The sequence below is a fragment of the Flavobacterium sp. 38 genome (assembly GCF_057799715.1).
This window is the reverse complement of record NZ_JBYNWZ010000013.1, coordinates 18,977-45,358: the sequence shown is the minus strand read 5'-3', so window position 1 is coordinate 45,358 and position 26,382 is coordinate 18,977. Positions and strand designations below refer to the sequence as shown.

The window sequence follows — 26,382 nt, the reverse complement described above, 5'->3', positions numbered from 1 at the left end:
GAAATGGCAGAAGCTTAAAAGAAATAGTCATCTCTAAAAGGAAAGCAGGAAGATAAAGTTATCCTTGGCTTACCTTATTTTAAACTAAAATAAAGTAATGAAAATAAAATTAAAAAGATATGCTTACTTATGTGTGTTGTTAATTTCAATTGGAGTTAAAGCACAAGATAACAAGCCATTAATTCAGTCTAAACTAGAAGGAAAAGTAATTGATGCCGTTACAAAAGAGCCTATTATCGGGGCTTCTATCATTATTAAAGGCACTACGCACGGGGTTCAAACCGATTTTGATGGAAAGTTTTTCTTCCAAACGGGACAAAAATTGCCTTACACTTTATTAGTAAGTTATCTAGGATATAAAAAAGCTGAAGTTGTGGTAAATGAAAATCCAGTAACGATAAGCCTTACAGAAGAACAAAATCAATTATCAGAAGTAGTTGTTACGGCTTTGGGTATTTCTAAAGAAAAGAAATCTTTAGGGTATAGTACACAAGCACTTAAGACTAAAGATATTGCTGAGACAAAAGAAACTAACTTCTTGAATAGTCTTAGCGGAAAATTAGCGGGAGTTCGTATTACGAATTCACAAGGAGATATGGGATCGTCTCGTATTATCATTCGTGGAGAAACTTCGATTGCAGGAAACAACCAGCCATTGTTTGTGGTAGATGGAGTTCCGGTAGATAACTCACAGTTAGGAAGTGTTGGTGGAGCAACTCGTGACTTTAAAAATGCTATTGCCGATTTGAATCCTAATGATATTGAGACCTTAACCGTATTGAAAGGGCCAAATGCTGCAGCGCTTTATGGATCACGTGCAGCACATGGTGTTGTGTTGATCACTACAAAATCTGGAAAAAGCCAGAAAGGGTTAGGAATTACGTTGAATTCTGGGATTACGATTTCGCAAGTGTCTACTTTACCAAGCTTTCAAAACTCTTATGGTCAAGGATCAAACGGAAGATTTAGTTTTGTTGATGGAAAAGGTGGCGGTGTAAATGATGGTGTTGACGAAAGCTGGGGGCCAAGAATGGACGGAAGACTTATTCCGCAATTTTACTCCAATGGAGCGGCTGTACCTTTTGTAGCACATCCTAATAATGTGAAAGACTTCTTTAACACTGGTATTACTTATGATAACAGTATTTCGGTAGCCAGATCAGATGAAAAATCAGATTTCCGTTTAGGGGTGAACAATCAAAAACAATTGGGAACAGTGCCTAATAGTGAAGTGAATAAAACCAACTTTACACTTAATACGAATTACCAAATTTCAAAAGGTATCAAAGTAGGGGTAACGGCAAATTACATTACAACCAATTCTCCAGCTTTACCAGGAGGTCCTTCTGGAAATCGTGCTGCGGGTGTAATGCTACAGTTCCTTTGGTTCGGTCGTCAGGTTGATATTAACCAGCTTGAAAGCAATAGAGAAGTGAACTGGAACAACAGCTATTATAGTAATCCATATTGGAATGCGTATTACAACACGACAAGCCAGCAGCGTAACCGTATAATTGGAGACGTGCATTTGGATGCAAAATTGGCTGAAGGACTTAATTTTAAATTCCGTACAGGAGTTGATTATTACAATGACAGAAGAAAGTATGAGATCAGGTATGGTACAAACGGAACTCCTTTCGGATCGTATGCTGAAGATGCTTACACGGTAAATGAACAGAATACAGAAGGTATTTTTACGTATACTAAAAAAATAAACGACGATTTTACTGTAGACGCTCTTGCCGGATTTAATATTCGTAATCATAGCGATGCAAACAATTACCAAAAAGCGCCACGTTTGGCTGTGCCAGATTTGTACACTTTAACTAATTCGCGTGATCCATTAACATCATCGAACAACTTATCAAGATTAAGAGTGTATAGTGCTTATGCTTCTGCGCAATTTGGTTATAAAAACTATGCTTTCTTAAACGTTACAGGGCGTAATGACTGGTCATCTACATTACCAAGCAGCAACCGTTCTTATTTTTATCCTTCTATTAATGGTAGTTTGGTTTTATCTGAAGCTTTCAATTTGAAAAGCAATACGCTTGATTTCTTAAAAATACGTGGTGGATGGTCTGAAGTGGGTAACGATGCAGATCCGTATCAACTGGCTACGGTTTATAACTTCCAGACAGCATTTGACGGAAATCCAATTCAAACTTCATCACAAAGAAAATTGAATGAGAACCTGAAACCAGAAACAACACGTTCTACCGAAGTTGGTTTAGAAGCTACTTTCTTTAAAAATAGACTTCATTTTGATGCTGCTTATTACAACACCAATAGTTTTGACCAGATTTTGGAGATTAAAACCACAACTTCAAGCGGTTATAACTCTCAGTTAATCAACGCTGGAAAAATAAACAATAGAGGTATAGAAATTCAATTGGATGGAACTCCTATTCAAACAGAAAACTTCAAATGGAATATTGGAGCCAATTATTCTAAAAACACTAGTGAAGTTGAAATTTTGGATTATGCCAAACAAATTCAAAACTATACCATTGGTACTTCTGGAGGTGTAGATGTATTGGCATCTGTAGGTCAAGCTTATGGAGCGCTTTACGGAACGGCTTATTTGCGTGATGCGAGCGGTAATATCGTAGTAGGAGCAAACGGACTTCCAAAAGCAGATCCAACGAAGAGAGTTTTAGGACATTATACTCCAGATTATTTGGCAGGTGTTACCAATACCTTGACGTATAAAAATCTTGAATTGTCATTCTTAGTGGATGCAAGCGTAGGTGGAGAAATTTTCTCAGGAACCAACAGAACAGGTACTTATACAGGAGTATTGGCGTCAACGCTTCCTGGACGTGGAGCTGAAAACGGCGGTCTAAGTTATTATTTGAACGGAACTACAAAAACATTGGTAAACGGAACTGCTCCAGCTGGAGTACAAGTATATGACGATGGTATGATTTTTAACGGAGTATACGAAAACGGATCTCCAAATACAACCGTGTTAAGTGCACAGGAATATTACAAAGCATCTTACAACATCAGCGAAGCATACATTTACAGCTCAACTTTTGTAAAAATGAGAGAAATAAAATTGTCTTACAATGTCAATAAAGCATTTGCACGAAGACTTGGATTAGAAGGGGCAAGTATTACTGCTGTTGGCCGTAACTTGTTCTTTATCTACAAAGACGCACCAAATATTGATCCTGAAACCGCTTTCAATACTGGAAATGCGCAGGGATTGGAAAGTTTAGCTTTACCAACTACCAGAAATTTCAGTCTTAATGTTAATCTTAAATTCTAAAACTCAGCATCATGTTAAAAAAAATAGCATATATAACTCTCTTTGCCTTAACGTTTAGCTCTTGCAGCGACACGCTGGATGATATTAATAAAAATCCAAATGCAACTGAAACACCATTGGCGCCTTATTTGTTAACAGGAACGCTAAAACAAGGAGCCGACTTATATTGGGGTTCTACAAATAACTTTGACTCTTCTTTATTATTTGTGCAGCATTGGGCAAAAATCCAATATACAGAGCCAGATAGATATGATGTTTCAAACGCTTCATTCGTTACTTTATGGAACACTGGTTACGCAACCTTAATTACAGATTTGAATACTATCATCAATTTTCCAGATGCACAGGCCAATTCCAATTATAAAGGAATTGCATTAACGCTTCGTTCGTGGACATTTTTACTGTTGACAGATGCTTACGGAAGTATTCCGTACAAAGAAGCAGGTCAAAGCATAACGCCTGCATACAACACTCAAAAAGAAGTGTATACAGGATTACTTGAAGATTTGAAAAAAGCTCAGTCTTTATTAGGTGCAGCAAATGGAACAGTAACTGGTGATTTAGTTTATAAAGGAGACATTGCAAAATGGAAACGTTACGTAAACTCGCTTCGTTTGCGTATCGCTTTAAAAATTGCTGACAGAGAACCAGCTTTGGCTAAACAAGCTGCAATTGATGCCACTAATGATGCAGCAGGAGTTTTGAGCAGTAATAGCGATACTTTTAAATTTACATATATCAGTTCACCGCAGCAAAATCCAGCCTCAGCTTGGTTTGAAACTCGTGATGACTACCGTATTTCTAAAACGATGGTTGACAAACTAAAAGAATTTGCAGATCCTCGTTTGCCTGTTTATGCACAATTGCCATCTGATACAAGTGTTGGAACCTACGTTGGAGGTGGAAATGGATTATCAAACAGTGATGCTAACAGCCAAGGTTTTGCGAAAACATCAAAACCAGGAACTTATTTCTTGACTTCAACATCACCTGCTGTAATTTATTCGTATTCAGAGGTATTGTTCAATCTTGCAGAAGCGGCTGCCCGTGGTTATATAGGCGGAGATGCAGAACAGCTTTATAAAAATGCCATTACAGCATCATTTAATCAATTTGGTATTAATGACGCGACAGTTATTTCGAATTATTTGAACCAAGCAACTGTAAAATACGATGCAACGAATTATGCTAAATCTATTGGAACACAAAAATGGATTGCCTTTTTTGGTCAAGGTTTAGATGCTTTTGCAGAATGGAGAAGATTGGATTATCCTGTATTGATAGCTGGTCCAGCTACAGTTTTGGACGGAAAAATACCATCACGTTTTTTCTATCCTGGTACAGAACAGTCTCTAAATGGAACAAGCTATCAGGCTGCCATTACCGATCAAGGAAAAGATTTATTGACAACCAAACTTTGGTTTGATGTAAAATAATCAAATTTGTTTTAATGAATATAAAAATGGCGTCAACTATTGCAGTTGGCGCCATTTTATTTTTAAATTTAAATTAATCTTGCTGCGTATTTTGACGCGGATGAAACTGATTTACTTCGTAAAAACGCTGATTTGCACGGATTTTTTTAATTTATAATTAAAGTAGACTTTAGCTTGACTTTTTAGATAAAAATAAAAAATCCGTTTTTATCCGCGTCTTCGTGAAACGAATCCGTTTCATCCGCGTCGAATATGCATAATTAATGATTTCAAAAATTACAATTTTTCATACCAATTTAAAATATAATCGGCAACACTTTCAATGATAGCGCAGATTTGAAATCTGTGCCCGCAAAGTATTTCCTCAATATCTTAAAAAATAAAAAGTACAGTTTTACACTTTACTTTTTATTTTTGTAATAAATGAACCAGAAAGCAGAAGGGAATGGATGCTGGAATATTTTCAAAAAGCATGTGAACATTTAAAAAAAGGATCAGACTTATAAAGTTTGGCAGAATGGTTATCATGCAGAACTTATTTACAGCAGTAAGTTTATAAAGCAAAAAATAGATTATATTCATAATAATCCTGTCAAAGATAAAACTGTCGCTTCTGCGTAAAACTTCAATTTAACATTGATAATCGAATAATAAAACTACGTTCCCAATATTTTAATATTAAAGAAAAATAGTATGACTCAAAACATTCTTAATAAGTATAAAATTACTTTTGTAAGTAAAGTATCAAAAGAAGATAAGACAATCACTAAAATACCAAACTCAATAAATAATGCTTTAAGTGTGTTTTTATTTAATTGGGACACTGATGAAATTAATGAAATTTTATTGCCTGATATTGATAAGGCTTTATCAAATATTAATAGTGAAGTAGAAAATGGAAGCGAAACGATTAGCATTCTAATGCATAATGATAAGGTTGATTTTTATGATGATGATGGATTTGCGTATCAGATTACCACACAAGATTTTAAAGAAATTGTAATCGGTTGGAGGGATTTTTTACTAACTCCACCATTAAATGGAACTAAAGTTTAATGAATATACAATATTTAAAAAAATTACAAACCAATCCTTCATTGGAAATTAATAATTCTGGATACTTTAGTTCTATTAAAGGGATTCCAGAAACAGAAATTAAATCTTTAGAACAATTCTACAATAATGGAAACCCATTTCCTAAAGTTTTAAAAGAATTATTGTTTCTCGCTGGAACTACTTGTTTTGTTTGTGATTATGGAATAAATAAAACTCAACAAGAACTGCAAGAATGGGTTAGAGAAGATATGTTAGAAAACGAAAGAACAATTTCGCGACAATTTTATGCTTTTGATGTATATGGGGGAAGCCAGTTTTTATTTATTTATTTAGACGAAGGTGATAACCCGGCAATTTACGAAGCTCATCCTTATAGCAATAATGATAGTTGGATCAGTCGTTTAAAAAATTTGACAATAAAAAATCTAGTCGATAATGGTATTGAACGAATAAAAAGAGGTGAAAATCCTTTTTAAAATAGCCGATCGCGCCGATCTATCACCGCAACGTTAGCGCAGATTTGCAATCTGTGCCTGTAAAGTATTTCCTCAATATCTTAAAAAAATAAAAGTACAGTTTTATACTTTACTTTTATTTTTGTAGGAAAAAAGATTGTGTCAACAAAATACAAAGCAACAACAACTGAAGAAGCCTATTTTATAACTATAACTGCTGTAGGCTAGATAGATATCTTTACAAGGCTAAACCAGAAAAACGTTTTAATAAATGCTTTAAAATATTGTCAGGAAAATAAAGGTTTAGAAATTTATGCTTATTGTATTATGAGCAGCCATATTCATCTGCTTTGTAAAGGAATTATGCAGACTTAGAAAATGATTTGGATGTTATTTTTGTTATATTTATTTTGAAGTTCTCAACTTTTGCACATGCTTATCTTTGCGGGAACGGGCACGGATTGCAAATCCACGCTAATGGGTAATATTAAATTAATTATAAAAATATGTCTATAAAAAAAGATTTTAATTTAGCATTTAATAGAACAAAAACTCCGGGTGGCAGCCTTATTTATGATTGTGATTCATTGTCATCAACAAACAATCAATCTTTATGTATAGCTACCATACTATCTGGATATCATGAAAAAGATGATGTAAATTATTTACTTGAAAATATTACATTAGCACAAAATGGAATGCAATATGAAGATTTTCATCAACCTGATAGCTTAACTGGAAATTTTGAAATAATTATTTCACCCCCAAATGTTATTATATCACCAAACAATCATGAAATTTCTTTACAAATTTGGAAAGAATTACTAAATGAATGGTTAGATTTTATATCTATTTAGATACCCGTTCTTAAAAATATCTTGTCCTAAAATAACTTTACTTAGTTCGGCGAGGAATTACGCAGACTTAGAAAATGATTTAGATGTTATTTTGTTAAACTTATTTTGAAGTGCTCAACTTTTGCGTATACTCACTTTGCGGGCACGGATTGCAAATCCGCGCTAACGATTATTTTGACGCGAATAAAACGGATTTACTTCGTAAAGACGCTGATTTGCACGGATTTTTTAAATTTATAATTAAAATAGATTTGGCTTGACTTTTTAGATAAAAATAAAAAATCCGTTTTTATCCGCGTCTTCGTGAAACGAATCCGTTTCATCCGCGTCGAATATGCATAACTAATGGTTTTCAAAAATTACAATTTTTCATACCAATTTAAAATATAATCGGCAACACTTTCCCAGCCTGGTTCTCCACAGATAAAATGGCTTTTGCCATCAAATATCTTAAGATCAACACGGCCTGCATTTCCGTTATATCTGCTCGCAATTGTTTCTGTTAAGCTAGGAGGGAAGATATGATCGTTACTTCCTCCAATAAACAAAATAGGTTCGTGTGGTTTTTTGAAATTGATATTCGAAAACGAATTTAAAACCAGTTCTCGACTCACTTTATAACTTTCTGGCACTGCAAATTTTTCAAAAGCAATACTTTTTTGTGATTCTGGAATAGTATTAAAAAAAGCATAATCGTACCATTTTCGGCTTCCCATAAAATATTTATTAAAAGAGAAAAAGCCAAAAGCAGGAATTACCGTTTTTAAGGTTTGAAAAGGCGGAAACACATTTTTTGGAGGCGCTCCGTCAATACTTACGCCAGCTGCAGCTTTGCCTAATTCGACTAATTTTAAAGCAGCCATTCCAGCCATTGAATGTCCTATTACCAAAGGTTTTTCGGGTAAAGTATCTATCAATCGGCTAATATTATTAACAACATCTATAAAACCTGTTTTGGTAAGGTTAGGATGAACCTTAGCTCTCAATTCGGCAGGATTTCCTTCGTGTCCGGGATTGGCCGGTGCATAAACGGTATATCCTTTTTGTTCATAGTGCTGTTTCCATTCTGCCCAAGTTTTGTCGTTAACAAAATTTCCATGAATAAGCACAATTGTTTTGGATTTTGACATGATTCTTTTATTTGATTAATGTTAGAATTTCTTTGAAAACTTCTTGTCTCGAATCTTTAACCAGTTCATAAAGGCACATTTCAACATTTGTTAATGCCGCTCCTTTATGCTGCAATTTCTGCAAAGCGATTAAAATGCTTTCTTCTGCTCGAGAAGAAACGCAATCTGCCGCAATTTCGACTTCAAAGTTTTTTGATAATAGTCCCAATGCAGTCTGGTACACGCAGATATGAGCTTCAATTCCGCAAATTATCCATTGCTTTCTACCAGAATTTATAATTACTTTTTTAAAATCTTCATTATCGAGCGCATTGAAAGAAAATTTTTCAATTGGTTGCTGTTGGTGCAATAGTTTTTCTAATTCGGGTATTGTGGCACCAAGTCCTTTCGGATTTTGCTCTGCCCAAATTATCGGAATTGAAAGTAGTTGACAGCCTCGGATGAGTTTTTCTAAATTGGACACCAGCTTTTCGCTGTTGTGTACAATCCGCGCCAATTTTCCTTGAACATCAATTACAATCAATCCCGTTTTTTCTTGTACAAGCATAACGATCTATTTAATTTGGAAACTAAATTTACAAATTTTATTTATGTAAAATATTGAATTTTAAAATGTTATGTTTGTTTAAGCTAAATTTTACTTCAGGTATTTTTTAAGTTCCGCCGCAGCCTGAAGAAACAGCGCTTTTGTCTGCGGAATTTCAGCCAAACCATTCAATAATCCGAAATCGTGAATGACGTCATTGTAGCGCACCGTTGTCACGACCACTCCTGCATCACTTAATTTACGACCGTAAGCTTCTCCTTCGTCTCTTAAAATATCATTTTCTGCAACCTGAATTAAAGTTGGAGGAAGACCTTTCAGCTGAGACAAACTTGCCTGCAATGGCGAAGCATAGATTTCTTTTCTTTTAGAAGGATCCACATATTGATCCCACATCCATTTCATTAAAGAATCGGTTAGAAAACGCTGTTTGCCATATAGTTTATACGATTCTGTTTCAAAATTGGCATCGGTTACAGGCCAGAAAAGAATCTGCACTTTATACAAAGGCGTTCCTTTTTCTTTTGCCATTAAAGCACTTGCTGTAGCCAGATTTCCGCCAGCGCTGTTGCCGACAATTCCTAATTTGCTTCCGTCGACATTAATTTCGTTTCCATGAGCGGCAATCCATTTCGCGGCAGCGTAAACCTCATTTACAGGCTGTGGATATTTGTGTTCTGGAGAAAGAGAATAATTGATAAAAACGCCAACATAACCCGTAAGCACACTCAAGTCTCTAACCATTCTTTTATGGGTAGGATAATCTCCCAGAACCCATCCACCACCGTGAATGAACATAAAAACAGGCAGTTTTCCTTTTGCGCCAGCGGGACGAACAATATTAAGCTTGATTTTGTAGCCGTCTGCGGTGATTTCTTTTTCAGATTCTTCAATTCCAGACAAATCCACTTTAAAGGCATTTTGTGCGCCAACCAATACATTTCGCGCATCTGCAACCGGAAGCGATTCTAATGGCGCTCCTCCAGCATTTAAAGGTTTTAAAAAAGCTTTTACAGCTGGCGTAAGATGCGGATCTGTAGCATAATCGCCTTGCGCATTTGCGGGCAAACTGCTTAAAATTATATAAGGAAGAAGTATCATTTTTAGGATGATTGATTTTTTCATAACGTTTAAACTTTAGATTTACTTTTATTTTACAGAATAAGGCAATGAAAGATTTCCGCTCGCAACTGTATAAACTTTGTATACCCCAAGCATTGGTTTAGAACCTTCGGCATCATGAGAACCGCCAGCGCCCGTGCTGACTTCCATATAACAACTTACGGCATCAAACTTAAAATCGGTTTTGTTGTTGATTCTAAAATCGGGTACAATCACTTTAATCGAATTTCCTTTTGTTACGATATTAAAACCTGGGCTGTCCATATACATTGCCATTCCAGGATTTGTTGGAGGCAGCACTACTTTTGGATCTCCTTTTGTGAATTCTTTTACTGAAAGTCCGCCGGCAACACGTTTGTCTTCTACAAGCAAAACCCAGTGTGCGTGCCATACCAAACCATCATTAAGATAATTTCCGTCCAAACTTTCATCCCAAAGTGGAGTATCTTCAAAATCTGGATGAGAAGTAAGAGCAAGCGCTACGATTCCTTCCACTTGGCCGAAACCAATATCAGAAGATTTTAAAGTAGTTGGAAAAACATAGGCCAAAACTGGAGCACCATTTAACTGACCAACAGGTTTAGGCATTGTCTTTCCTGCGGTTCCTTCCACTTTAATGTCCCAAACGGTAAGACCTAAATCTGCCTTATGAGTTATTGTGGCCGATTTTATTTTAAAATCACTGTTGTTGTAAGAGTTGCATTTATCGCAAGCTTGTGCACTGCTATAATGTAGCAATAGAATAACTATTAATGCTATTGATTTTTTCATAATAAATTGGTTTTTTATGGGTTAACTTCCCTAAAAAACCAATTTACATGCCATACCGAAAAAGCGCTAAATAATAAGGATTTAGCGCTTTTTGAAGGGTTTAAAAGCGCTATATTTCGCTAAACGAATTTCGATTAGTGAGATTTCGCTAGCTAATAAAATAAGGACGCGGATGAAACGGATTACTTCGTAAAACGCGGATATGAACGGATTTTTTTATTTACCTATAAGATTAGGTTAGAATAAATTACATAAAAATCCGTGCAAATCCGCTCCCGATAGCTATCGGGATCGTGATAACGAATCCGTCTCATCCGCGTCTAAAAGAAATTAGGGCTTAGTCTCTAAACTCTCTTCTTTTTTCATTAATTGGAAATTCTTTAGAAAATTCAATTTTAAGAATCGTTCCATTATTATTTTCCATAGAAAAAGAAGCTTCCAAATCGTCGCTAAGTCCTCTTATCAGACTCAAGCCAAACGAATTGATTTTTTTACTGCTGATATTCGCATCAAAACCAACTCCGTTATCTGCAATTGTTAGTAGGTATTTGTCTTCGGTAGTCGCTTCGAGTGTCACGTAAATCATTCCCGTTCTGTTTTCTGGAAAAGCGTATTTTATAGAATTGGTAATCGATTCGTTTAAGATTAATCCCAACGGAACCGCCTGCGCAACATCTAATTCTAACGGATCAATTTTAAGTTCAAAGCGAACGCGTTGTCCAAGCGAAAAAGATTCTCTTAAATATTCAACCAATTCTTTGATGTAATTCTGCATATTGATCGAAGCAATATTTTCTGAATTGTATAATTTCTGATGAATAAGCGACATCGAATGAATACGGTGCTGGCTGTTTTTAATAGCCGACAATGCCATATCGTTTTCCAAATAAGCCGATTGTGAATTCAGAAGACTGATCACAGTTTGAAGATTGTTTTTGACACGATGGTGAATTTCTTTTAAAAGCCATTCTTTTTCATCAAGCAAATGCCTAAGATTGATGTTTTTCTGATTGATTTCTTTTTCTTTCAGTTCTAATTCCGCATTAGTTCGCTGTTTCAGGCGATATCTGTTATACAATAAAGCAATGGTTAAAACCAATAAAACCAAACTCCAAATCGAAACGGTATTTAATAATTTTGATTTCTTTAAAGCCGTTTCCTGTAAATCGGTTTCTTTGTCTAATTGTTTGATTTTCTGTTCTTTGTTTTCAGTTTCGTACTGAATTCTAAGTTCTTCAATTTGTTTGTTTTTCGAATAATCTAAAATTGAGTCACTAAACTTTTTGTACAATTTATGATGTGCGAGCGCCGACTTAAAATCACCATTGAGCGAATCTATTTTATAAAGTGACATTTGCACTGCTTCTGAGTCGTATCTCTTGTTGTATTTTTTAGAAGCGGCGTCAATTTTGTCCAAATACAATTTTGTTTTTTGGAGATTGTTTCGATTGGCATAAAACAAAGCAGCTGACGAATAGGTATTGCAGACGTCTCTAAACGTCAGCGGCGAATCTATACCATCTGCAGCTTCTACAGCTTTTATAAAATGCTTTTCGGCTGTGCCATAGTTTTTTATGCGCCAATAACAATTAGCGTAAGCATAATTCATAAGCATGTCATCAAGTCTGTTTGGAGGATCAAATTTGCTTGTTATAGAATTCATGTATTCTATAGCTTCTTTATTTTTTCCTTTCAGAGACAAAGAGGCTGTAGCTGTAATAAAACTTTTGTACCAGCTGCCGCTGTTAAAATTATTTTGCCCGTGTTCAATACTTTTCTGAGACATTTTTATCGCTTCATCTGTATGGCCCATTTGCAAATAGGCAATTCCTAAACGCATATAAAAGATATCGGCAAAAGTATAGTCTTTAGTCGCTTCCATGGTTTTGACACTTTTCATCGCATAATAAAAAGCATCTTTTATATTAAACTGAACGCCTTCGATATAAGAAATCGTGGTTTCGCTAAATTGCTGCTGTCTGAAACCAATTTTACGCATCAAAGCAATATTTTGATATAATATTTTCTTGGCATCGTTTATTTTCCCGTGCCAGAAATAAATCGTACATATTTTTCCTTTGGTTTCAATGAGTTTTTCTTCAAGACCTAAAGTTGTAAATAAGGCTTCGGCTTCTTTTAAGATTTTCTCTTTTCCAGGATCTAAGTCGTACTGATACGTTGCCTGGTTAAGTAAAGCATACGCCAAAGCTGCTTTATCATTTTGCTTTCGGCGTTCGTTTACAACCTGCAAAAAGCATTTTTTACTTTCAGGATAATTGTTGATTTGGAAATAAAACTTTCCGAGAAGCATTAAACTTTCGTGCTGCCACTTTTGTATTTTTAACTCATTACTGATTTTTACTGCATCTGAAATATACAGATTGGCATTGGTAATATCTTCTGGTTTTACATAAGGCTTGAACAAATAATAGATTCCCAATTGCAGAGCGAGTTTTACTTTATCAGTGCCTTTAGATTTTAAATAAAGCTTTTTCGCAGCGTCGATATTTTCTTTTTCGATGAGATCTTTTCCAATTAAATACGAACCATCATTAAATCCTTCGTCATAAGCTAAAGCAAGAGGAAGTTTATAGGCCTTGCATGTTAATACCACCGCACTATCAGCGTCTATTGCGCCTTGGTTAGAATTATACAGATAAGACGAACTGTTGTGTATTAAAAGACGCTTCTTTTTTAAATCATAATTTGCTGTTGCAGGATGGTTTTGTGCTTCAGAATTAACTGCAATTAAGAGGAGCAGACAAAACGAGTAAAGTAGCTTCATGGTTTAGAGATTAAATTTTAGTAAGTTTTTGATTAACAAATATAAATAGAAACATTTGTGATTATTTGAAAAATAATATGAAAATTAAGGTTAATTGTGATTTTAATTTATCTAAATTTGGAAACCGTTAATTTTAATTGTTATAATTAACTATTTTTGTATCAATAAATTAAGTGCAATATAAGACAAATTTACTCACTTATGAAAAAGTCTCCCGATAACGGATATGAAACTGTTTCTTCAGAATTTAGAAAACGGATATTAATTGTAGAAGATCAGTTTATTGAAGCTCACGATTTACAGTTAATTCTCGAAAAAGCAAATTATGAAGTTACAGGAATAGCACGGTCGGTGGAGCAGGCTTTGGAGCAAATTGAGATTACACGACCAGATTTGGTTTTCTTGGATATTATGCTGAAAGGAAGCCGAAATGGTATTGAATTGGCACAAATCCTTAAAGAAAAATATATTGGTTTTATATTTATTTCTGCCAATTCTAGTAAAAGTATATTAGATCAGGCAAAAACTACACAGCCTTACGGTTTTATTGTAAAACCATTTCGAGATCAGGATGTTTTAACAACGCTAGAAATCGCTTTTTATCGCCAGCAGTATAGTTTAGAAAGCCAATTGATACAGCAATTTCAGCTTCAGGCAGCAATTACGGACATTATAAATTCAAATTTAAAGAAAGAAGAAGCTTTATTAGCTTTCGCGAAAGCGGCACAAACCTTTATCCCTTTTGATTATCTGGAAACAGGTTTTGTGACTACGACACATTATGATAATCTGGGAATCGTCCGCAGAAATTTAGATCAGTATCAAGTTATTAATCTTCAGAAATTATCGCAGATAGCCGAAATATCCGAAAAAGAAATAAACGAAACCTACAGAAAGTCCAAAATAGATAAAAAGCCTATTATTTATAGTGAAGAGGCCTTAATCAATAACTTTCAAGAAGCTCCAATAAAGGCTTTGATTGCACATAATTTTGGCATAAAATCGTATTTGGTTTTTCCTATTTCGATTGCCACGATCCAGAGCTATCATTTTACTTTTTACAGCCGTAACCTCAATGTTTATTCTCAAGAGCATTTACGAATTTTGAGTTCGCTTGAACTTCTTTTCTGCCAGTTTATTGCTAAAATTTATTCGAAAGAAGATGTAAATCTGCCTCTTAAAAAAGCGGAAATTAAGAATGCAAAACCAACAAACAGCGAACAAGGTTTTGAAGGAATTATTGGCAACAGTTCGCAGATGAATACAGTTTTTAATTATATCCGAAAAGTTTCTCCTTCCGATACTTCGGTTTTGGTTTTAGGCGAAAGCGGTACTGGAAAAGAGAAAATCGCGCAAAGTATCCACGCTTTATCGCCAAGAAAAGACAAACCTCTGGTTATTATTAATTGTGGCGCTATTCCAGAAAATCTTGCAGAATCATTGCTTTTTGGTCACGAAAAAGGATCTTTTACAGGCGCCCTCGACAGACGCATTGGTAAATTTGAGCTGGCAGACGGAGGAACCATTTTTTTGGATGAAATAGGAGAAATGTCTCTGGAACTGCAAGTAAAACTGCTTCGCGTGCTGCAGGAAAGAGAAATTGAACGTGTTGGTGGCACTTCGCCAATGAAAATAGATGTAAGGATTATTGCGGCTACCAATAAAAATCTGGAAGAAGAAGTAGCTGCGGGAAGATTCAGAATGGATTTGTACTATCGACTTCATGTTTTCCCGATTATGGTTCCGCCATTAAAAAAGAGAAAAGAAGATATTCCCGATTTGGCGAATCATTTTATAGCGGTTTACAGCGATAAAATGGGTAGAAAAGCGCCAATTCTTTCTGATTTTGCTTTGCAGCAGATTATGAATTACAATTGGCCGGGAAATATCAGAGAACTCGAACATGTTATGCAGCGTGCTATTTTACTGACAGACGGAAACACAATTAAAGAAATTGAACTTTCTATGTCTTCCAAAATGCATCCTGAACAGCCTTCGGAATCCTTTTCAATCAAAACTATATTAGAAAACGAACGCGATTATATTCTGTATATCCTTAAAAAATGCAACGGAAAAATTTCTGGAGCAGGAGGCGCCGCTGAAATTTTAGACATTCATCCATCAACTTTAAATTCGAAGATTAAAAAACTCGACATAAAGAAAGGAATTATTTAAATCTCCAGTATACATGCTGTATAAATTAGAACGCGGATTTAACGGATTCGCTATCGCGAAGACGCGGATTGACGCGGATTTTTTTATGATTATTAAATGAATTGCCTCCAGTTTTAACTGGAGGTCAAAAATAAAACAAGTTGTAAGGCTTTAGCCAAACAATAAAGTTAAGCTATAGAAGCAGCTAATTGAAAAATAGGATATAAAATTAGAAATCCGTTTTTATCTGCGTCTTCGCGATAGCGAATCCGTTTAATCCGCGTCCAATACGCGCAACAGGTCAAGAGATTTTTTGAAGCCAATTGGCAATGAACTCAGCCATAGTTTGCCAGTTCTCCTGATGAATGCTCAAATGATTTAAATCTTGAAATTCTTTATAACAAGTTATAGAATGCAGGTTTTTGTATTTTTTGAAATTTAAATAATTCAAAGAAGCTGGTACAAAAGGATCTTCTGAACTTGATAAAAACAAAAGCGGATTGTGTTTTTTCTTGAAATCGATTTTACCATGTTTGGAATAAATATCCTTTAGAATCGATTTAGATTCCGGAATTAATAATGTTTCATAAGATTCTTTTTGTTCATCAAATGACATTTGGTTACTAAAAAGAAGCTGCCATTTTTTGAAAGGTATTAAATAGGTTTTATTTTTTGAAGTGAACTGGTCTGAAAGATTCCATAGGTTTTTATAAAACGAAAAATTATAATGCATGAGATTGCCAGGCGGAATAGAGTTGATGCAGATTCCGATCGAACCAAGTTCTTTCTGAATAAGTAATTGCGCTAAAAGACCTCCATAAGAATGGCCTATTAAAATGGGTTTTTCGGGAAGTTTATCAATGATTTCGGTATAGTAGTCCAATAAATCAGATAAACGGGTTGAGGCAATTTTTGATTCAGAATGCGCTTGTCTCAAAACAACCGCAGATTCATTTTTGTGTGGCCAAGGAGGTGCTACAGTTTTATAACCATTATCCTCAAAAAAAACAATCCATTCTTTCCAGCAAGCATGGCTGATGAACGCTCCAGTGATAAACATAATCGTTTTTTTATTAGATAAATACATAATATCGAAGCTATTAGGTTAGTTTTTGGAAATCAGTACTATTTCATTTACAAAAAGCAAAAGAGATGCCTTTTTTGTAAAGGATTGATTATAAAAGCATTGTTCTGTACGTTAATTCTAGAATTATTATATATCGTTAAAAACGGGATTTGATTCTTGAAATATCATAATTTTTGAAATAGCAAGAAATGGTAAATGCTTTATTATAAGCTTTCTATGTTTTGGTTTAATCTTTGTCTGTTTGATAAAAAACGAATTGATTTCAATCTTTAACTTATAATTATGGAAAAAATTTATGACGCAGAGACACACTTTGCCGATTTAGGCGATCGCAAAATTGCGTATCGTTCTTATGGTAAAGGAAAAGCAGTAATTTTTGTGAACCGATTTAGAGGAACGCTCGATACTTGGGATCCGCTTTTTATTGCAGAGATGGCAAAAGAGTTCAACGTTATTGTATTTGATTATTCTGGAATTGGCTCTTCTACAGGCAGTCTTGCTCCAGATATTACGATTGTGGCAAAAGATGTAAAAGATCTTGCCGATTTCTTAAAATTAGATTCGGTTATTGTTTTAGGATGGTCGTACGGCGGATTGGTAGCGCAGACGGCTACTTTATTGTATCCAAATCTGGTGACACATGCTGTTTTAGTAGGAACAAATCCGCCAGGGCAAAACGAGATTCCGATTGAGCAGGTATTTTTTGATGCGGCGCTAAAACCACTAAACGATTTTGAAGACGAAATTGTTCTGTTTTTCGAACCAAAATCAGAAGCCAGCAAAGCAGCTGCAAAAGCTTCACACGATAGAATTCATAAGAAAATCGAGGTAGAAAAAATTCCTTCTACGATGGATGTTTTCCAGTTGTATTTTGGAGGAGTAGATACTTTTAGAGCTGATCCTTTAAATTTTAGAGAGCAGCTTAAAAAAACCAAAACGCCAATTTTGATTATTTCTGGAGATCATGATATCAGTTTTGCCGTAGACAATTGGTATCCGATTATCAATCAGATGACAAATGCGCAGATGATTGTGTATTCGGCAACAGGACACGGACCTCAGCATCAATATCCAGAACTTACAGCACAATACATCATTAATTTTGTGAATTACGTATAATTGCAGTTCAATCAGCAGAACTCATTTATATGCTAAAAGGAATAGTGTCAGCAGCTATTCCTTTTTTTTTGAAAATTATCGAAAGATTATTTTGAGCTTGTATTTTATAAAATGATATTTCGCTAAAAAATAGCTTTTAGCGAAATATAACCAAGAAAAATAACCAAATTTAGATTTCGATCGTCGTGTTTATTTTAGGCAGAAACAATTCGATTGAAGCATTTTGAAACGAATCTAAAGCTTTTTGATGATCCATTACGATAAAGCCAAAAGTATCGTAATGAACGCCTAAAACTTTATTTACACCGACCAATTTAGAGGCTTCAATAGCTTCTTCGATTCCCATGGTAAGTCCATCACCAATAGGAAACACAGCAAAGTCTAATTTTGTAAATTTGGGAATAAGCTGCATGTCTAACGTCAATGCCGTATCGCCGCTGTAATAGAAATTTCCATCAGCGGTTGACAGTACAAATCCGCAGGCAATACCGCCATAAGAACCATCGATAAAACTGCTCGGATGTTGGGCTACGACACATTTTACGGTTCCGAAATCAAAAGTAAATTTTCCACCGGGATTGATTGGATGCGCATTTTCGATTCCGTTTTTCAATAGCCAATTATATATTTCAAAATTCCCAAGCACTTTGGCTCCAGTATTTTTCGCAATTCGTTCTACATCCAAAATATGGTCATAATGTGCATGAGAAATAAAAATATAATCTGCTTTTATAGCATCAACATCAACCTCTTTGGCTAATTCGTTTGGCGTAATAAAAGGGTCAAAAAGAATATGTTTTTCGCCCGCAAAAACAGAAAAACAAGAATGTCCGTAGTACGTAATTTTCATGATAAATAGTTTTAAATTAGTTAATAATTAAAATATTTTTTCCAAGAAATGTGCCATTGAGGAAAAGTAGTTTTTTCAAAAAAATAAAAAAAACAGCTCATGCTCTCAGCAATGATAAGGTTGTATAAAGTTACTCTTTTGTTGATTAATTGATTATGTAACTGTTTCATTTCTAAAAACTTAGTTTCATATTGTAATGTGAAACATCAAATAAATGCACAGACTGATAATTTTCAGAGCAAAGAGGTAATTTTAGTTGAAATAGTAATAATCCTAAAATTACAAATCATGAAAAAAAATGTTCTAGCAGTACTTTTAACAGGCTTGGCAGTATTGACATTTGCCGATATTGAAGCCCAAACCAAAAAGAAGCCTAATATTATAATGGTGATCTCAGACGATACTGGTTGGGGAGATTTAGGAGTTTATGGAGGAGGAGTTGGCCGTGGTATGCCTACACCAAACCTAGATAAAATGGCAAAAGAAGGAATGCAGTTTTGGTCGTTTTACGGACAGCCCAGCTGTACGCCTGGAAGGGCAGCAATGCTAACGGGTCGTATTCCGAACCGTAGCGGTATGACAACAGTTGCTTTTCAGGGACAGGGAGGCGGTTTGCCAAAAGAAGAATGGACATTGGCTTCGGTGCTTAAAAAAGCCAATTATAAAACGTACTTTTCAGGAAAATGGCATTTAGGAGAAGCCGATTACGCAATGCCAATTAACCATGGTTTTGATAAAATGCAAAACGTAGTGCTTTACCACTTAAATGCGTACACTTATGCTTTTGAGTCTTGGAACCCAGAGATGTCTCCAGAAATGTTGGCTTTTTTCAAAAAAGTGACAACAGGAGTACTTGAAGGTGAAGCAGGCGGAAAAGCGCGTGAGGTATCTAAAGTTACAGAAGAGAATATTGCTGAGCTGGATATGATGATGGTAGAGAACAATTTAAAACAGCTTGATGAATATGCAAAAAGCAAAGATCCGTTTTTTATGTGCATCAATTTTGCTAAAAATCACCAGCCTAACCTTCCGTCTAAACAATTTGCAGGCAAATCACCAGGAAAAAGCAAATATTCTGATGCTGTAGCAGAGATGGATTATAACGTTGGCCGTATTATGGATAAAATTCGCTCTTTGGGAATTGCCGACAATACTATAGTTATTTATACCGTAGATAATGGTGCTTGGCAAGACGTACATCCAGATTCTGGATATACTCCTTTTAGAGGAAGTAAAGGAACAGATAGAGAAGGAGGTAGCCGTGTGCCAGCTATTGCTTGGTGGCCAGGACAAATTGAAGCGGGAAGCCAAAGCCACGATATTGTAGGCGGATTGGATCTTATGGCGACATTTGCTAGTCTGGCTGGAGTAGAGCTTCCTAAAAAAGACAGAGCAGGTGTAGATATGGTCTTTGACAGCTACGATATGTCTAATGTATTATTTAAAAAAGATAAACCTCTACGTGACAGCTGGTTTTACTTTACTGAGAATGAATTATCTCCTGGTGCAGTGCGTATTGGTAAATTTAAAGCGGTATTTAATACTAGAGGAGATAATGGTGCTATTGCAGGAAGTGACATGCCTGGACAACAGTTGGGATGGAGAGGCGATGAAACTTATATAGCCACTGTTCCTGCTGTATACAATCTTTGGCAGGATCCGCAGGAACGCTATGATCTGTTTATGAACAGCTGGACAGAAAAAACTTGGACAATGGTAATTTTCGATCAAGCAATGGACGAAATTATGAAGACCTATGCAAAAATACCTCCAAGACCGCTTCAAAGTGGATCATTTACTGGAGAGATGACCATAGATCGTTATAGAACTATTGAACAGGTGAAAAAAATGATGAATGAAAAGAAAACAACTCTCCCTAAATTAAGTGTAGACTAAGTAATAAAAAGGAAGCCGAACGATAACTGTTCGGCTTCTTTTTTTTACATCAAAAGTCAACTATTTTTCTGCCTTTTGGTATCAATTTTCTTAATTGTTGTATATACAAATATTGTGATGAAATATAGCATTTATTCAATTTTGATGCGTATCTTTGAGAGAATAAAAAAATGAGCCATTTATGAAAAAAATAGGATTTTTATCATTTGGGCATTGGAATAGTAATCCAGCATATCAGACTCGTACAGCGGCAGATACTTTATTGCAATCTATAGATTTAGCAGTAGCTGCAGAAGAAATCGGGATCGATGGCGCTTATTTTCGCGTGCATCATTTTGCGCAGCAGTTGGCATCACCTTTTCCGCTGCTTTCGGCAATTGGCGCTAAAACGAGCAAAATTGAGATCGGTACAGGTGTGATCGATATGCGGTATGAAAATCCATTGTATATGGTAGAAGATGCAGGATCTGCCGATTTGATTTCGGGAGGACGCTTGCAATTGGGAATAAGCAGAGGATCGCCAGAACAAGTTATTGACGGCTGGAGTTATTTTGGCTATGAACCAGAAAAAGGAGAAACCGATGCTGATATGGGCCGTAAAAAAGCCTTAGAATTTTTGGATAAACTGAGCGGAGAAGGATTTGCAGAACCCAACCCGTACCCGATGTTTCCGAATCCGCCTGGATTATTGCGTGTTGAACCGCATTCTGAAGGATTAAGAGAAAGAATCTGGTGGGGAGCTGCGTCTAATGCAACCGCTATTTGGGCTGCTGAAAACGGAATGCACCTTCAGAGTTCTACGCTAAAATACGACGAAAACGGAAAACCTTTTCACGTTCAGCAAGCCGAGCAGATTAGATTGTACAAAGAAGCTTGGAAAAAAGCAGGACATGATCGTGAAGCAAGAGTTTCGGTAAGCCGTTCTATTTTTGCCATAGTAAACGAACAAGACCGATATTACTTTGGAGGACAAGGAAAAGCTGCTGATAGTTTTGGCTATATCGAACAGGATAAAAGAGCCATTTTCGGTAAAAGCTACGCCGCCGAACCCGATAAACTAATTGCAGAATTGTCTCAAGATGAAGCAATTCAAGAAGCAGATACAGTACTGCTTACGATTCCGAATACTTTGGGTGTCGATTACAATGTGCATGTATTGTCTTCTATTTTAGAACATGTTGCTCCTGCGTTGGGTTGGAGATAAGGTTTTTAGATACAAAAAGCCCTCTTTTTTAAGAGGGCTTTTGCTTTAAATTTTACAAAACCGTATTGGTGAATTTAATTTTATTCAAATCAATAGTATCAGACTCTTGTGTTTTTATTTCGGAGTATGATATTTCTATTTCATTTTCAGATATAAATTCTATTTTCTTGTTACATCCTGAAACACAAGATTCTATGCAAATTGGAAAGTACAATTTTTTATTCTTATCAAAGCCAATGATATTATTTCGAAAATAGGAAACAATCTTAAAATCAGTATTTTCAATCATTTCATCATTAGTATAATTTCCATTAAAATGAAATAGATCTTCGTTATAATAGGTGCTTTTTATAACAGACGGATATAAGTGTTTATCATTATCTAAATACCATTTTTGCTCAAAATTTTTGTAATAGTTGATATCTTTCTCTTTTTCAGAGGGATTATAAACCAGTTTGCTTTTATTTGCAAATTCATATAATTCTGTTTGGACTGCAATGTTAGATTGTAAAATTTCATTTTTCAAAAATTCCCCATCAATAGCTTGGCCAGATCTTACAGTAGCTTCTCCGCTATATTTCAATGTATAGAAATTTAGATTATTAATGTTTAGCATAATAAAATCTAAATGAAAGACAGGATCTCCATTACCCATTGGAGATTCTTGTACTTCAAATAGAAAATAATCCTCGCTTCCAATCTTTTTTCTTAAGATGTGTTTTGGATCTACATTTACGTAGTAATAGTCACTTATAAGCAATGTATCACTTTTAATAAATTGAAGTTTATTTTTGTTTTTTTTATACTTTGAAGCTATAAGTATGTTCTTGTCGCCAACAAGAAAAAAATTATTATCGTCACTTACTTCACTGGCAGTTATTTTTATTACTTCGGTATTGTCTTGATTTTCAAAAGAAAACAAGACTGCCGATTTTTCTTTTTTAAGAGAGTCTTTTTTAGTTTCTGAGCCCAAATTTTCTTTGACTATTTTCTGAGTAGAAATCTTTTCATCATTCTTGCAAGAAGAAAGCATGATTAAGAATAAAAAAAATACAATTAGGAGATTTTTAATTGCTTTCAATTAATTTTTCGTTTTTTTGGTTATCAACACGAAGATATATTATTTTACCATTGTATTATAAAGTAAAATTGCGTTAATTTAAACTATAGTTAGTACTTGATAATCACCATCGAAATGAAATTATAGTGTAGTTTTATACTGTTTTTAGTAATTAAAATATTAGAAATTCAAAACTATGTGCAAATCAGGAAAAGAAATTAAACTGTGTACCTGTTTTCCAGCTACGATGAACAAGATTGTACATCATAAAAAATCTCGAAAATCTCGAAATAAAGCACGCAATGAGTTTACATGGACACTACACAAATGCTTAGGATGGAGTAAAGAAACGATGGATGGAATGGGATATCTGTCAGACGAAACACTATCCGAAGATTTGACCAATGAAATAATGCTTATTCAACTTAATAGCAGAGATTGTTTTGATTTTGATTATCAGCCCCAAGAAGATGATAATCTTAATGTTTACACGCCAGAAAATGGCAATAGAAAACATTTGTCTTTTATTTTTAAAAATGGTGAATGGACAGCCGATTGGCACCTTCCTTTTAAGTATGAGATGAAAAAAATAAATTACGGAAAAGTTAGCTTTGAAGACAAAACAGAAAAAGAATAAAAATGATAAAAAAAATACTTCTTATAGTAATTATGTTGGGATTAGTAGGCTGTAAAAAAGAAAACGAGAAAAAGCGTCCTGAGAAAACAATAAATCGTGTTGACACTCCAAAGACTGTAGTTCAGAAGCCTATTAAAGAAGAAAAAATTATCTTTAATAATGATAATAAAATTTATAAAATCATGGATGTTGATACGAAACCGGAATTCATAGGCGGAGAATACAAGTTTCATGCTTTTATAAAAAAGAATTATGTGCGAACGGAACGAATTGTTAAAAATGAAGCCTCTGGAGGTATTTTTCCAAGATTTATAATAGAAAAAGACGGTTCCTTATCTGATATAGAAGTTATGCGCGATTTTGGTTACGGGTCGGGTGAAGAATTAGTAAGAGTTCTGAAATTATGTCCAGCTTGGAAACCAGCTATAAAAAATGGACAGCCAGTAAGATGTTTGTACAGTTTCCCATATTATGTTCTACTAAACGACAATTAATAAAAAGGATAAATTACAGAAAAGTAACTTCTGAAGACAAAATTGAAAGAGAAACACAAGAAAAATATCAATTTCTATTCGCATCATTAGCCTGTCTAATTCCTTTTGGATCGGTTAGATTAAATCGATACACAAAACTCAGACGATATCTTGCCGCATTTGGAATACTATTATCTCTAATAACATAATCGGTTCCTGTTGTAACACTTTTGTTCTGACGGAGATTAAAAGCATTCGTAACATCAAAAACAATTGTCGCTCTATCTTTCAGTAAAAGTTTGCTCAATCCGAAATCAATGGATTGTAAAGCTTTGTTGGTGGTTTGTGCATTTCGTTTTTCGCCACGGAAATTATATCTTCCCTGAAAACTAAATTTGGACGGAAGTTTGATCTGCGTGCTTAAACGAGCGGTAAAGTTTTCACTGCTGAAATCTAGATTTTCCTGCATATAATTTCCTTTCTGTTTAAAATGAAAATAATTCATTTCGGCATTAATCTGAAGCCATTTTAACGGATTGTACAAGGTCGATAATTCAATTCCGCTTCGTATTTCATAATCGATGTTTATGGGCGTTGTCAAAAAGATATCATCTTGGCGATACGTATAATCCTGAATGTAATTTTTTTCATATTGATAATAAACAGAAGGATTTAAGGTGAATGTTTTCCAAGTTTTAAGAAATGCCATTTCAAACGCATCGGTATAAGAAGGATTTAAATCGGGATTTCCTATGTATTGCGCATTCAAATCGGTGACTTCGTTAAAAGGATATAAGGCATATAAAGAAGGACGTCTAATGCGTTTACTGTAGTTTAATTGTAAAGTCGATTCGTCAAACTTATAACTCAGATTAACCGTAGGAAATAGTTTATTGTAATTTTTTTGATCATTGTATTCGTTTTCTGCATCTTTAATTGAAATATTGGTGAACTCTGTTCTCAAGCCAAGCATATAGCTGAATTTCTTGATTTTACTGCTGAATTGTGTATAAGCGCCCGTTATGGTTTCATCATAGTTTAAGTCGTTATCAATATCTCGATACACCACCCAATCATTATCCTGCTGTTCTTCTGCTAAATAGTCACTCGAAACCGTTCTAATTTCCGTTTTTATTCCAAATTCTAAAACAGAAATGCTGTCAATAGGCTGTATAAAGTCGGTTTGAGCTAGAAAATCTCGGCTGTTTCCTATCGAACTGGTTCTAATGCCCGGATACAGCATTTCATTAGGAAGCAAACGCTTTGTAGAAAGATCCCATTTTTTGTCGCTGTTCCACCAATCGTATTGCACATCAATGGTCCATTTTTTTGTTTTCTGTTTAAAAGTTCGGGTATAATTAAATTCGAACTGACTGTAATCGCGCTTTTCTTGTGATTTTCCATTTCGTACCAAAAGACTATCTGGCGTTGTACTTTCTGTATCGCTATCATAATTGTATCGCAAATCGGTTTTGTCATTGTCGCGAGTTGCATTCTTTAAAAAAGCAGCGGTAATCGTCTGATATTCATTAATAAAATAATCAGCACCCAAATAAAGCAATTTCCCATCATCATGGCGGTCTTCATTTTGCACACGATTCATGTAATTTGGCGCAGTCGCACTATTCGTTACCTGATTGGTAGTATACAAGCCTTCATAATCGCTTGAGCGAATGCTAAAATTAGAGAAAATATTGATTTTATTTGATTTGTAATTAATGCTCGGATTGAGACGGCTATCGTTTGGAGAACCCGCAACTAATCGTACCTGACCACTAAAACCGCTTTTTTTGTTCTTTTTCAAGATGATATTAATAATACCCGCAGAACCCGCAGCATCATATCTCGAAGACGGATTGGTAATAACTTCAATTCGATCAATCTGGTCGGCTGCAATCTGGTCAAGCGCATTGTTTTGGGTAAGTCCAGACTGTCTTCCGTTAATTAATACCAATACATTGCTGTTGCCCCTAAGACTTATGGCTCCAGCTGGACTCACTTGCACTGAAGGAACACCATTTAAAACATCATGAGCAGAGCCGTTTTGAGAAAGCACATCTTTGCCAACTTCAAAAACTTTTTTGTCCAATTTTAAGCTGATATTCGGTTTTTGACCATTTATTTCAACCGCTTTTAATTGGACTGCATCGGTGCTTAAATTAATTGTGCCGAGTTCTATTTTGGGTTTTCCTGATAGGATTAAGGATTGAATATGATTTTGATATCCTGCATAGCTGAAAGAAACGGTTGCAGAATCGGTTAGAATTCCTTCCAAATGAAACAAACCCTGATTATCGGTCACGCCGGCTGTTATGGTTTTAGAAGCGCTGTCTTGTATCGTTACGGTTACATAAGACAATGCTTCTTTTGTGGTACTATCTTGAACTTTGCCAGAAATAGAAATTTGCTGTCCTATTCCGAAAAACGGAATAAGGAAAGCTAAAGTGTTGATTAGTAGTTTTTTCATGCTGA

Annotated in this window: 20 protein-coding genes and 2 pseudogenes; 13 read left to right on the top strand and 9 right to left on the bottom strand. The window is 35.0% G+C overall.

Annotated features, from left to right (window positions below; genetic code table 11):
- The first annotated feature begins 97 nt into the window (after positions 1–97).
- The 7 genes and pseudogenes from AC3E9W_RS21100 to AC3E9W_RS21070 all read left to right on the top strand — a co-directional run bounded on the left by AC3E9W_RS21100 (position 98) and on the right by AC3E9W_RS21070 (position 7,078).
- Positions 98–3,274, top strand: coding sequence for a SusC/RagA family TonB-linked outer membrane protein (locus tag AC3E9W_RS21100; protein ID WP_488769907.1), 3,177 nt, complete (start codon positions 98–100; stop codon positions 3,272–3,274).
- 11 nt (positions 3,275–3,285) lie between these two features.
- Complete coding sequence (locus AC3E9W_RS21095; protein ID WP_488769906.1) at positions 3,286–4,710, top strand: SusD/RagB family nutrient-binding outer membrane lipoprotein; 1,425 nt, start codon at positions 3,286–3,288, stop codon at positions 4,708–4,710.
- 416 nt (positions 4,711–5,126) lie between these two features.
- Positions 5,127–5,328: pseudogene (locus AC3E9W_RS21090) on the top strand (REP-associated tyrosine transposase); the annotation flags it as partial.
- Positions 5,329–5,403: 75 nt separating this feature from the next.
- Positions 5,404–5,766 (top strand): hypothetical protein, encoded by a 363-nt coding sequence (locus AC3E9W_RS21085; RefSeq protein WP_488769905.1) that lies wholly within the window; start codon positions 5,404–5,406, stop codon positions 5,764–5,766.
- Complete coding sequence (locus tag AC3E9W_RS21080) at positions 5,766–6,242, top strand: hypothetical protein (RefSeq protein WP_488769904.1); 477 nt, start codon at positions 5,766–5,768, stop codon at positions 6,240–6,242. Before AC3E9W_RS21085 ends, AC3E9W_RS21080 begins: the two co-directional genes overlap by 1 nt.
- Positions 6,243–6,380: 138 nt before the next feature.
- Positions 6,381–6,581: pseudogene (locus AC3E9W_RS21075) on the top strand (transposase); the annotation flags it as partial.
- A 146-nt stretch (positions 6,582–6,727) separates the two neighbouring features.
- The gene (locus AC3E9W_RS21070; protein ID WP_488769903.1) at positions 6,728–7,078 is read left to right on the top strand and encodes a hypothetical protein; all 351 of its coding nucleotides are present in this window, start codon (positions 6,728–6,730) and stop codon (positions 7,076–7,078) included.
- A gap of 359 nt (positions 7,079–7,437) precedes the next feature.
- On the opposite strand, the gene AC3E9W_RS21065 is transcribed toward AC3E9W_RS21070, so the two are convergent.
- The 5 genes from AC3E9W_RS21065 to AC3E9W_RS21045 form a co-directional block, all read right to left on the bottom strand.
- Positions 7,438–8,208, bottom strand: coding sequence for an alpha/beta hydrolase (locus tag AC3E9W_RS21065; RefSeq protein ID WP_488769902.1), 771 nt, complete (start codon positions 8,206–8,208; stop codon positions 7,438–7,440).
- Positions 8,209–8,215: 7 nt separating this feature from the next.
- The gene (locus tag AC3E9W_RS21060; protein ID WP_488769901.1) at positions 8,216–8,755 is read right to left on the bottom strand and encodes a hydrolase; all 540 of its coding nucleotides are present in this window, start codon (positions 8,753–8,755) and stop codon (positions 8,216–8,218) included.
- Between the two features lie 90 nt (positions 8,756–8,845).
- Positions 8,846–9,877, bottom strand: a complete 1,032-nt coding sequence (locus AC3E9W_RS21055; RefSeq protein ID WP_488769900.1) for an alpha/beta hydrolase — start codon at positions 9,875–9,877, stop codon at positions 8,846–8,848.
- Between the two features lie 24 nt (positions 9,878–9,901).
- Positions 9,902–10,645 carry a hypothetical protein gene (locus AC3E9W_RS21050; protein WP_488769899.1) on the bottom strand — a complete coding sequence of 248 codons (744 nt, stop codon included), beginning with the start codon at positions 10,643–10,645 and terminating at the stop codon, positions 9,902–9,904.
- Positions 10,646–10,982: 337 nt separating this feature from the next.
- Entirely contained in the window at positions 10,983–13,430 is a 2,448-nt protein-coding gene (locus tag AC3E9W_RS21045) for a sensor histidine kinase (protein ID WP_488769898.1), read from the bottom strand.
- A 201-nt stretch (positions 13,431–13,631) separates the two neighbouring features.
- Here AC3E9W_RS21045 and AC3E9W_RS21040 point away from each other — a divergent pair, with 201 nt between their 5' ends.
- Positions 13,632–15,605, top strand: a complete 1,974-nt coding sequence (locus AC3E9W_RS21040) for a sigma 54-interacting transcriptional regulator (protein ID WP_488769897.1) — start codon at positions 13,632–13,634, stop codon at positions 15,603–15,605.
- A gap of 280 nt (positions 15,606–15,885) precedes the next feature.
- On the opposite strand, the gene AC3E9W_RS21035 is transcribed toward AC3E9W_RS21040, so the two are convergent.
- Positions 15,886–16,671, bottom strand: a complete 786-nt coding sequence (locus AC3E9W_RS21035; protein ID WP_488769896.1) for an alpha/beta hydrolase — start codon at positions 16,669–16,671, stop codon at positions 15,886–15,888.
- A 282-nt stretch (positions 16,672–16,953) separates the two neighbouring features.
- Between AC3E9W_RS21035 and AC3E9W_RS21030 the strand changes: the two genes are divergently transcribed.
- Positions 16,954–17,790, top strand: coding sequence for an alpha/beta fold hydrolase (locus AC3E9W_RS21030; protein ID WP_488769895.1), 837 nt, complete (start codon positions 16,954–16,956; stop codon positions 17,788–17,790).
- A 169-nt stretch (positions 17,791–17,959) separates the two neighbouring features.
- Here AC3E9W_RS21030 and AC3E9W_RS21025 read toward each other — a convergent pair whose 3' ends face one another.
- The gene (locus AC3E9W_RS21025; RefSeq protein WP_488769894.1) at positions 17,960–18,640 is read right to left on the bottom strand and encodes a metal-dependent hydrolase; all 681 of its coding nucleotides are present in this window, start codon (positions 18,638–18,640) and stop codon (positions 17,960–17,962) included.
- Between the two features lie 288 nt (positions 18,641–18,928).
- Between AC3E9W_RS21025 and AC3E9W_RS21020 the strand changes: the two genes are divergently transcribed.
- The gene (locus tag AC3E9W_RS21020) at positions 18,929–20,536 is read left to right on the top strand and encodes an arylsulfatase (protein WP_488769893.1); all 1,608 of its coding nucleotides are present in this window, start codon (positions 18,929–18,931) and stop codon (positions 20,534–20,536) included.
- A gap of 181 nt (positions 20,537–20,717) precedes the next feature.
- Positions 20,718–21,740, top strand: a complete 1,023-nt coding sequence (locus tag AC3E9W_RS21015; protein WP_488769892.1) for an LLM class flavin-dependent oxidoreductase — start codon at positions 20,718–20,720, stop codon at positions 21,738–21,740.
- Between the two features lie 52 nt (positions 21,741–21,792).
- On the opposite strand, the gene AC3E9W_RS21010 is transcribed toward AC3E9W_RS21015, so the two are convergent.
- Complete coding sequence (locus AC3E9W_RS21010; protein ID WP_488769891.1) at positions 21,793–22,821, bottom strand: hypothetical protein; 1,029 nt, start codon at positions 22,819–22,821, stop codon at positions 21,793–21,795.
- 175 nt (positions 22,822–22,996) lie between these two features.
- On the opposite strand from AC3E9W_RS21010, the gene AC3E9W_RS21005 reads away from it, so the two are divergent.
- Complete coding sequence (locus AC3E9W_RS21005) at positions 22,997–23,437, top strand: hypothetical protein (RefSeq protein WP_488769890.1); 441 nt, start codon at positions 22,997–22,999, stop codon at positions 23,435–23,437.
- Positions 23,438–23,439: 2 nt separating this feature from the next.
- Positions 23,440–23,931: an energy transducer TonB gene (locus AC3E9W_RS21000; protein ID WP_488769889.1), complete on the top strand. Its 492-nt coding sequence runs from the start codon at positions 23,440–23,442 to the stop codon at positions 23,929–23,931.
- Between the two features lie 67 nt (positions 23,932–23,998).
- Here the strand turns inward: AC3E9W_RS21000 and AC3E9W_RS20995 are convergent, their stop codons facing one another.
- Positions 23,999–26,377: a TonB-dependent receptor gene (locus AC3E9W_RS20995; RefSeq protein WP_488769888.1), complete on the bottom strand. Its 2,379-nt coding sequence runs from the start codon at positions 26,375–26,377 to the stop codon at positions 23,999–24,001.
- Positions 26,378–26,382: the final 5 nt, after the last annotated feature.

What these genes read in the sequence shown, in the direction of transcription:
- AC3E9W_RS21100 (WP_488769907.1), top strand. Translation starts at nt 98, where the DNA reads ATGAAAATAAAATTAAAAAGATATGCTTACTTATGTGTGTTGTTAATT.
- AC3E9W_RS21095 (WP_488769906.1), top strand. Translation starts at nt 3,286, where the DNA reads ATGTTAAAAAAAATAGCATATATAACTCTCTTTGCCTTAACGTTTAGC.
- AC3E9W_RS21085 (WP_488769905.1), top strand. Translation starts at nt 5,404, where the DNA reads ATGACTCAAAACATTCTTAATAAGTATAAAATTACTTTTGTAAGTAAA.
- AC3E9W_RS21080 (WP_488769904.1), top strand. Translation starts at nt 5,766, where the DNA reads ATGAATATACAATATTTAAAAAAATTACAAACCAATCCTTCATTGGAA.
- AC3E9W_RS21070 (WP_488769903.1), top strand. Translation starts at nt 6,728, where the DNA reads ATGTCTATAAAAAAAGATTTTAATTTAGCATTTAATAGAACAAAAACT.
- AC3E9W_RS21065 (WP_488769902.1), bottom strand. Translation starts at nt 8,208, where the DNA reads ATGTCAAAATCCAAAACAATTGTGCTTATTCATGGAAATTTTGTTAAC.
- AC3E9W_RS21060 (WP_488769901.1), bottom strand. Translation starts at nt 8,755, where the DNA reads ATGCTTGTACAAGAAAAAACGGGATTGATTGTAATTGATGTTCAAGGA.
- AC3E9W_RS21055 (WP_488769900.1), bottom strand. Translation starts at nt 9,877, where the DNA reads ATGAAAAAATCAATCATCCTAAAAATGATACTTCTTCCTTATATAATT.
- AC3E9W_RS21050 (WP_488769899.1), bottom strand. Translation starts at nt 10,645, where the DNA reads ATGAAAAAATCAATAGCATTAATAGTTATTCTATTGCTACATTATAGC.
- AC3E9W_RS21045 (WP_488769898.1), bottom strand. Translation starts at nt 13,430, where the DNA reads ATGAAGCTACTTTACTCGTTTTGTCTGCTCCTCTTAATTGCAGTTAAT.
- AC3E9W_RS21040 (WP_488769897.1), top strand. Translation starts at nt 13,632, where the DNA reads ATGAAAAAGTCTCCCGATAACGGATATGAAACTGTTTCTTCAGAATTT.
- AC3E9W_RS21035 (WP_488769896.1), bottom strand. Translation starts at nt 16,671, where the DNA reads ATGTATTTATCTAATAAAAAAACGATTATGTTTATCACTGGAGCGTTC.
- AC3E9W_RS21030 (WP_488769895.1), top strand. Translation starts at nt 16,954, where the DNA reads ATGGAAAAAATTTATGACGCAGAGACACACTTTGCCGATTTAGGCGAT.
- AC3E9W_RS21025 (WP_488769894.1), bottom strand. Translation starts at nt 18,640, where the DNA reads ATGAAAATTACGTACTACGGACATTCTTGTTTTTCTGTTTTTGCGGGC.
- AC3E9W_RS21020 (WP_488769893.1), top strand. Translation starts at nt 18,929, where the DNA reads ATGAAAAAAAATGTTCTAGCAGTACTTTTAACAGGCTTGGCAGTATTG.
- AC3E9W_RS21015 (WP_488769892.1), top strand. Translation starts at nt 20,718, where the DNA reads ATGAAAAAAATAGGATTTTTATCATTTGGGCATTGGAATAGTAATCCA.
- AC3E9W_RS21005 (WP_488769890.1), top strand. Translation starts at nt 22,997, where the DNA reads ATGTGCAAATCAGGAAAAGAAATTAAACTGTGTACCTGTTTTCCAGCT.
- AC3E9W_RS21000 (WP_488769889.1), top strand. Translation starts at nt 23,440, where the DNA reads ATGATAAAAAAAATACTTCTTATAGTAATTATGTTGGGATTAGTAGGC.
- AC3E9W_RS20995 (WP_488769888.1), bottom strand. Translation starts at nt 26,377, where the DNA reads ATGAAAAAACTACTAATCAACACTTTAGCTTTCCTTATTCCGTTTTTC.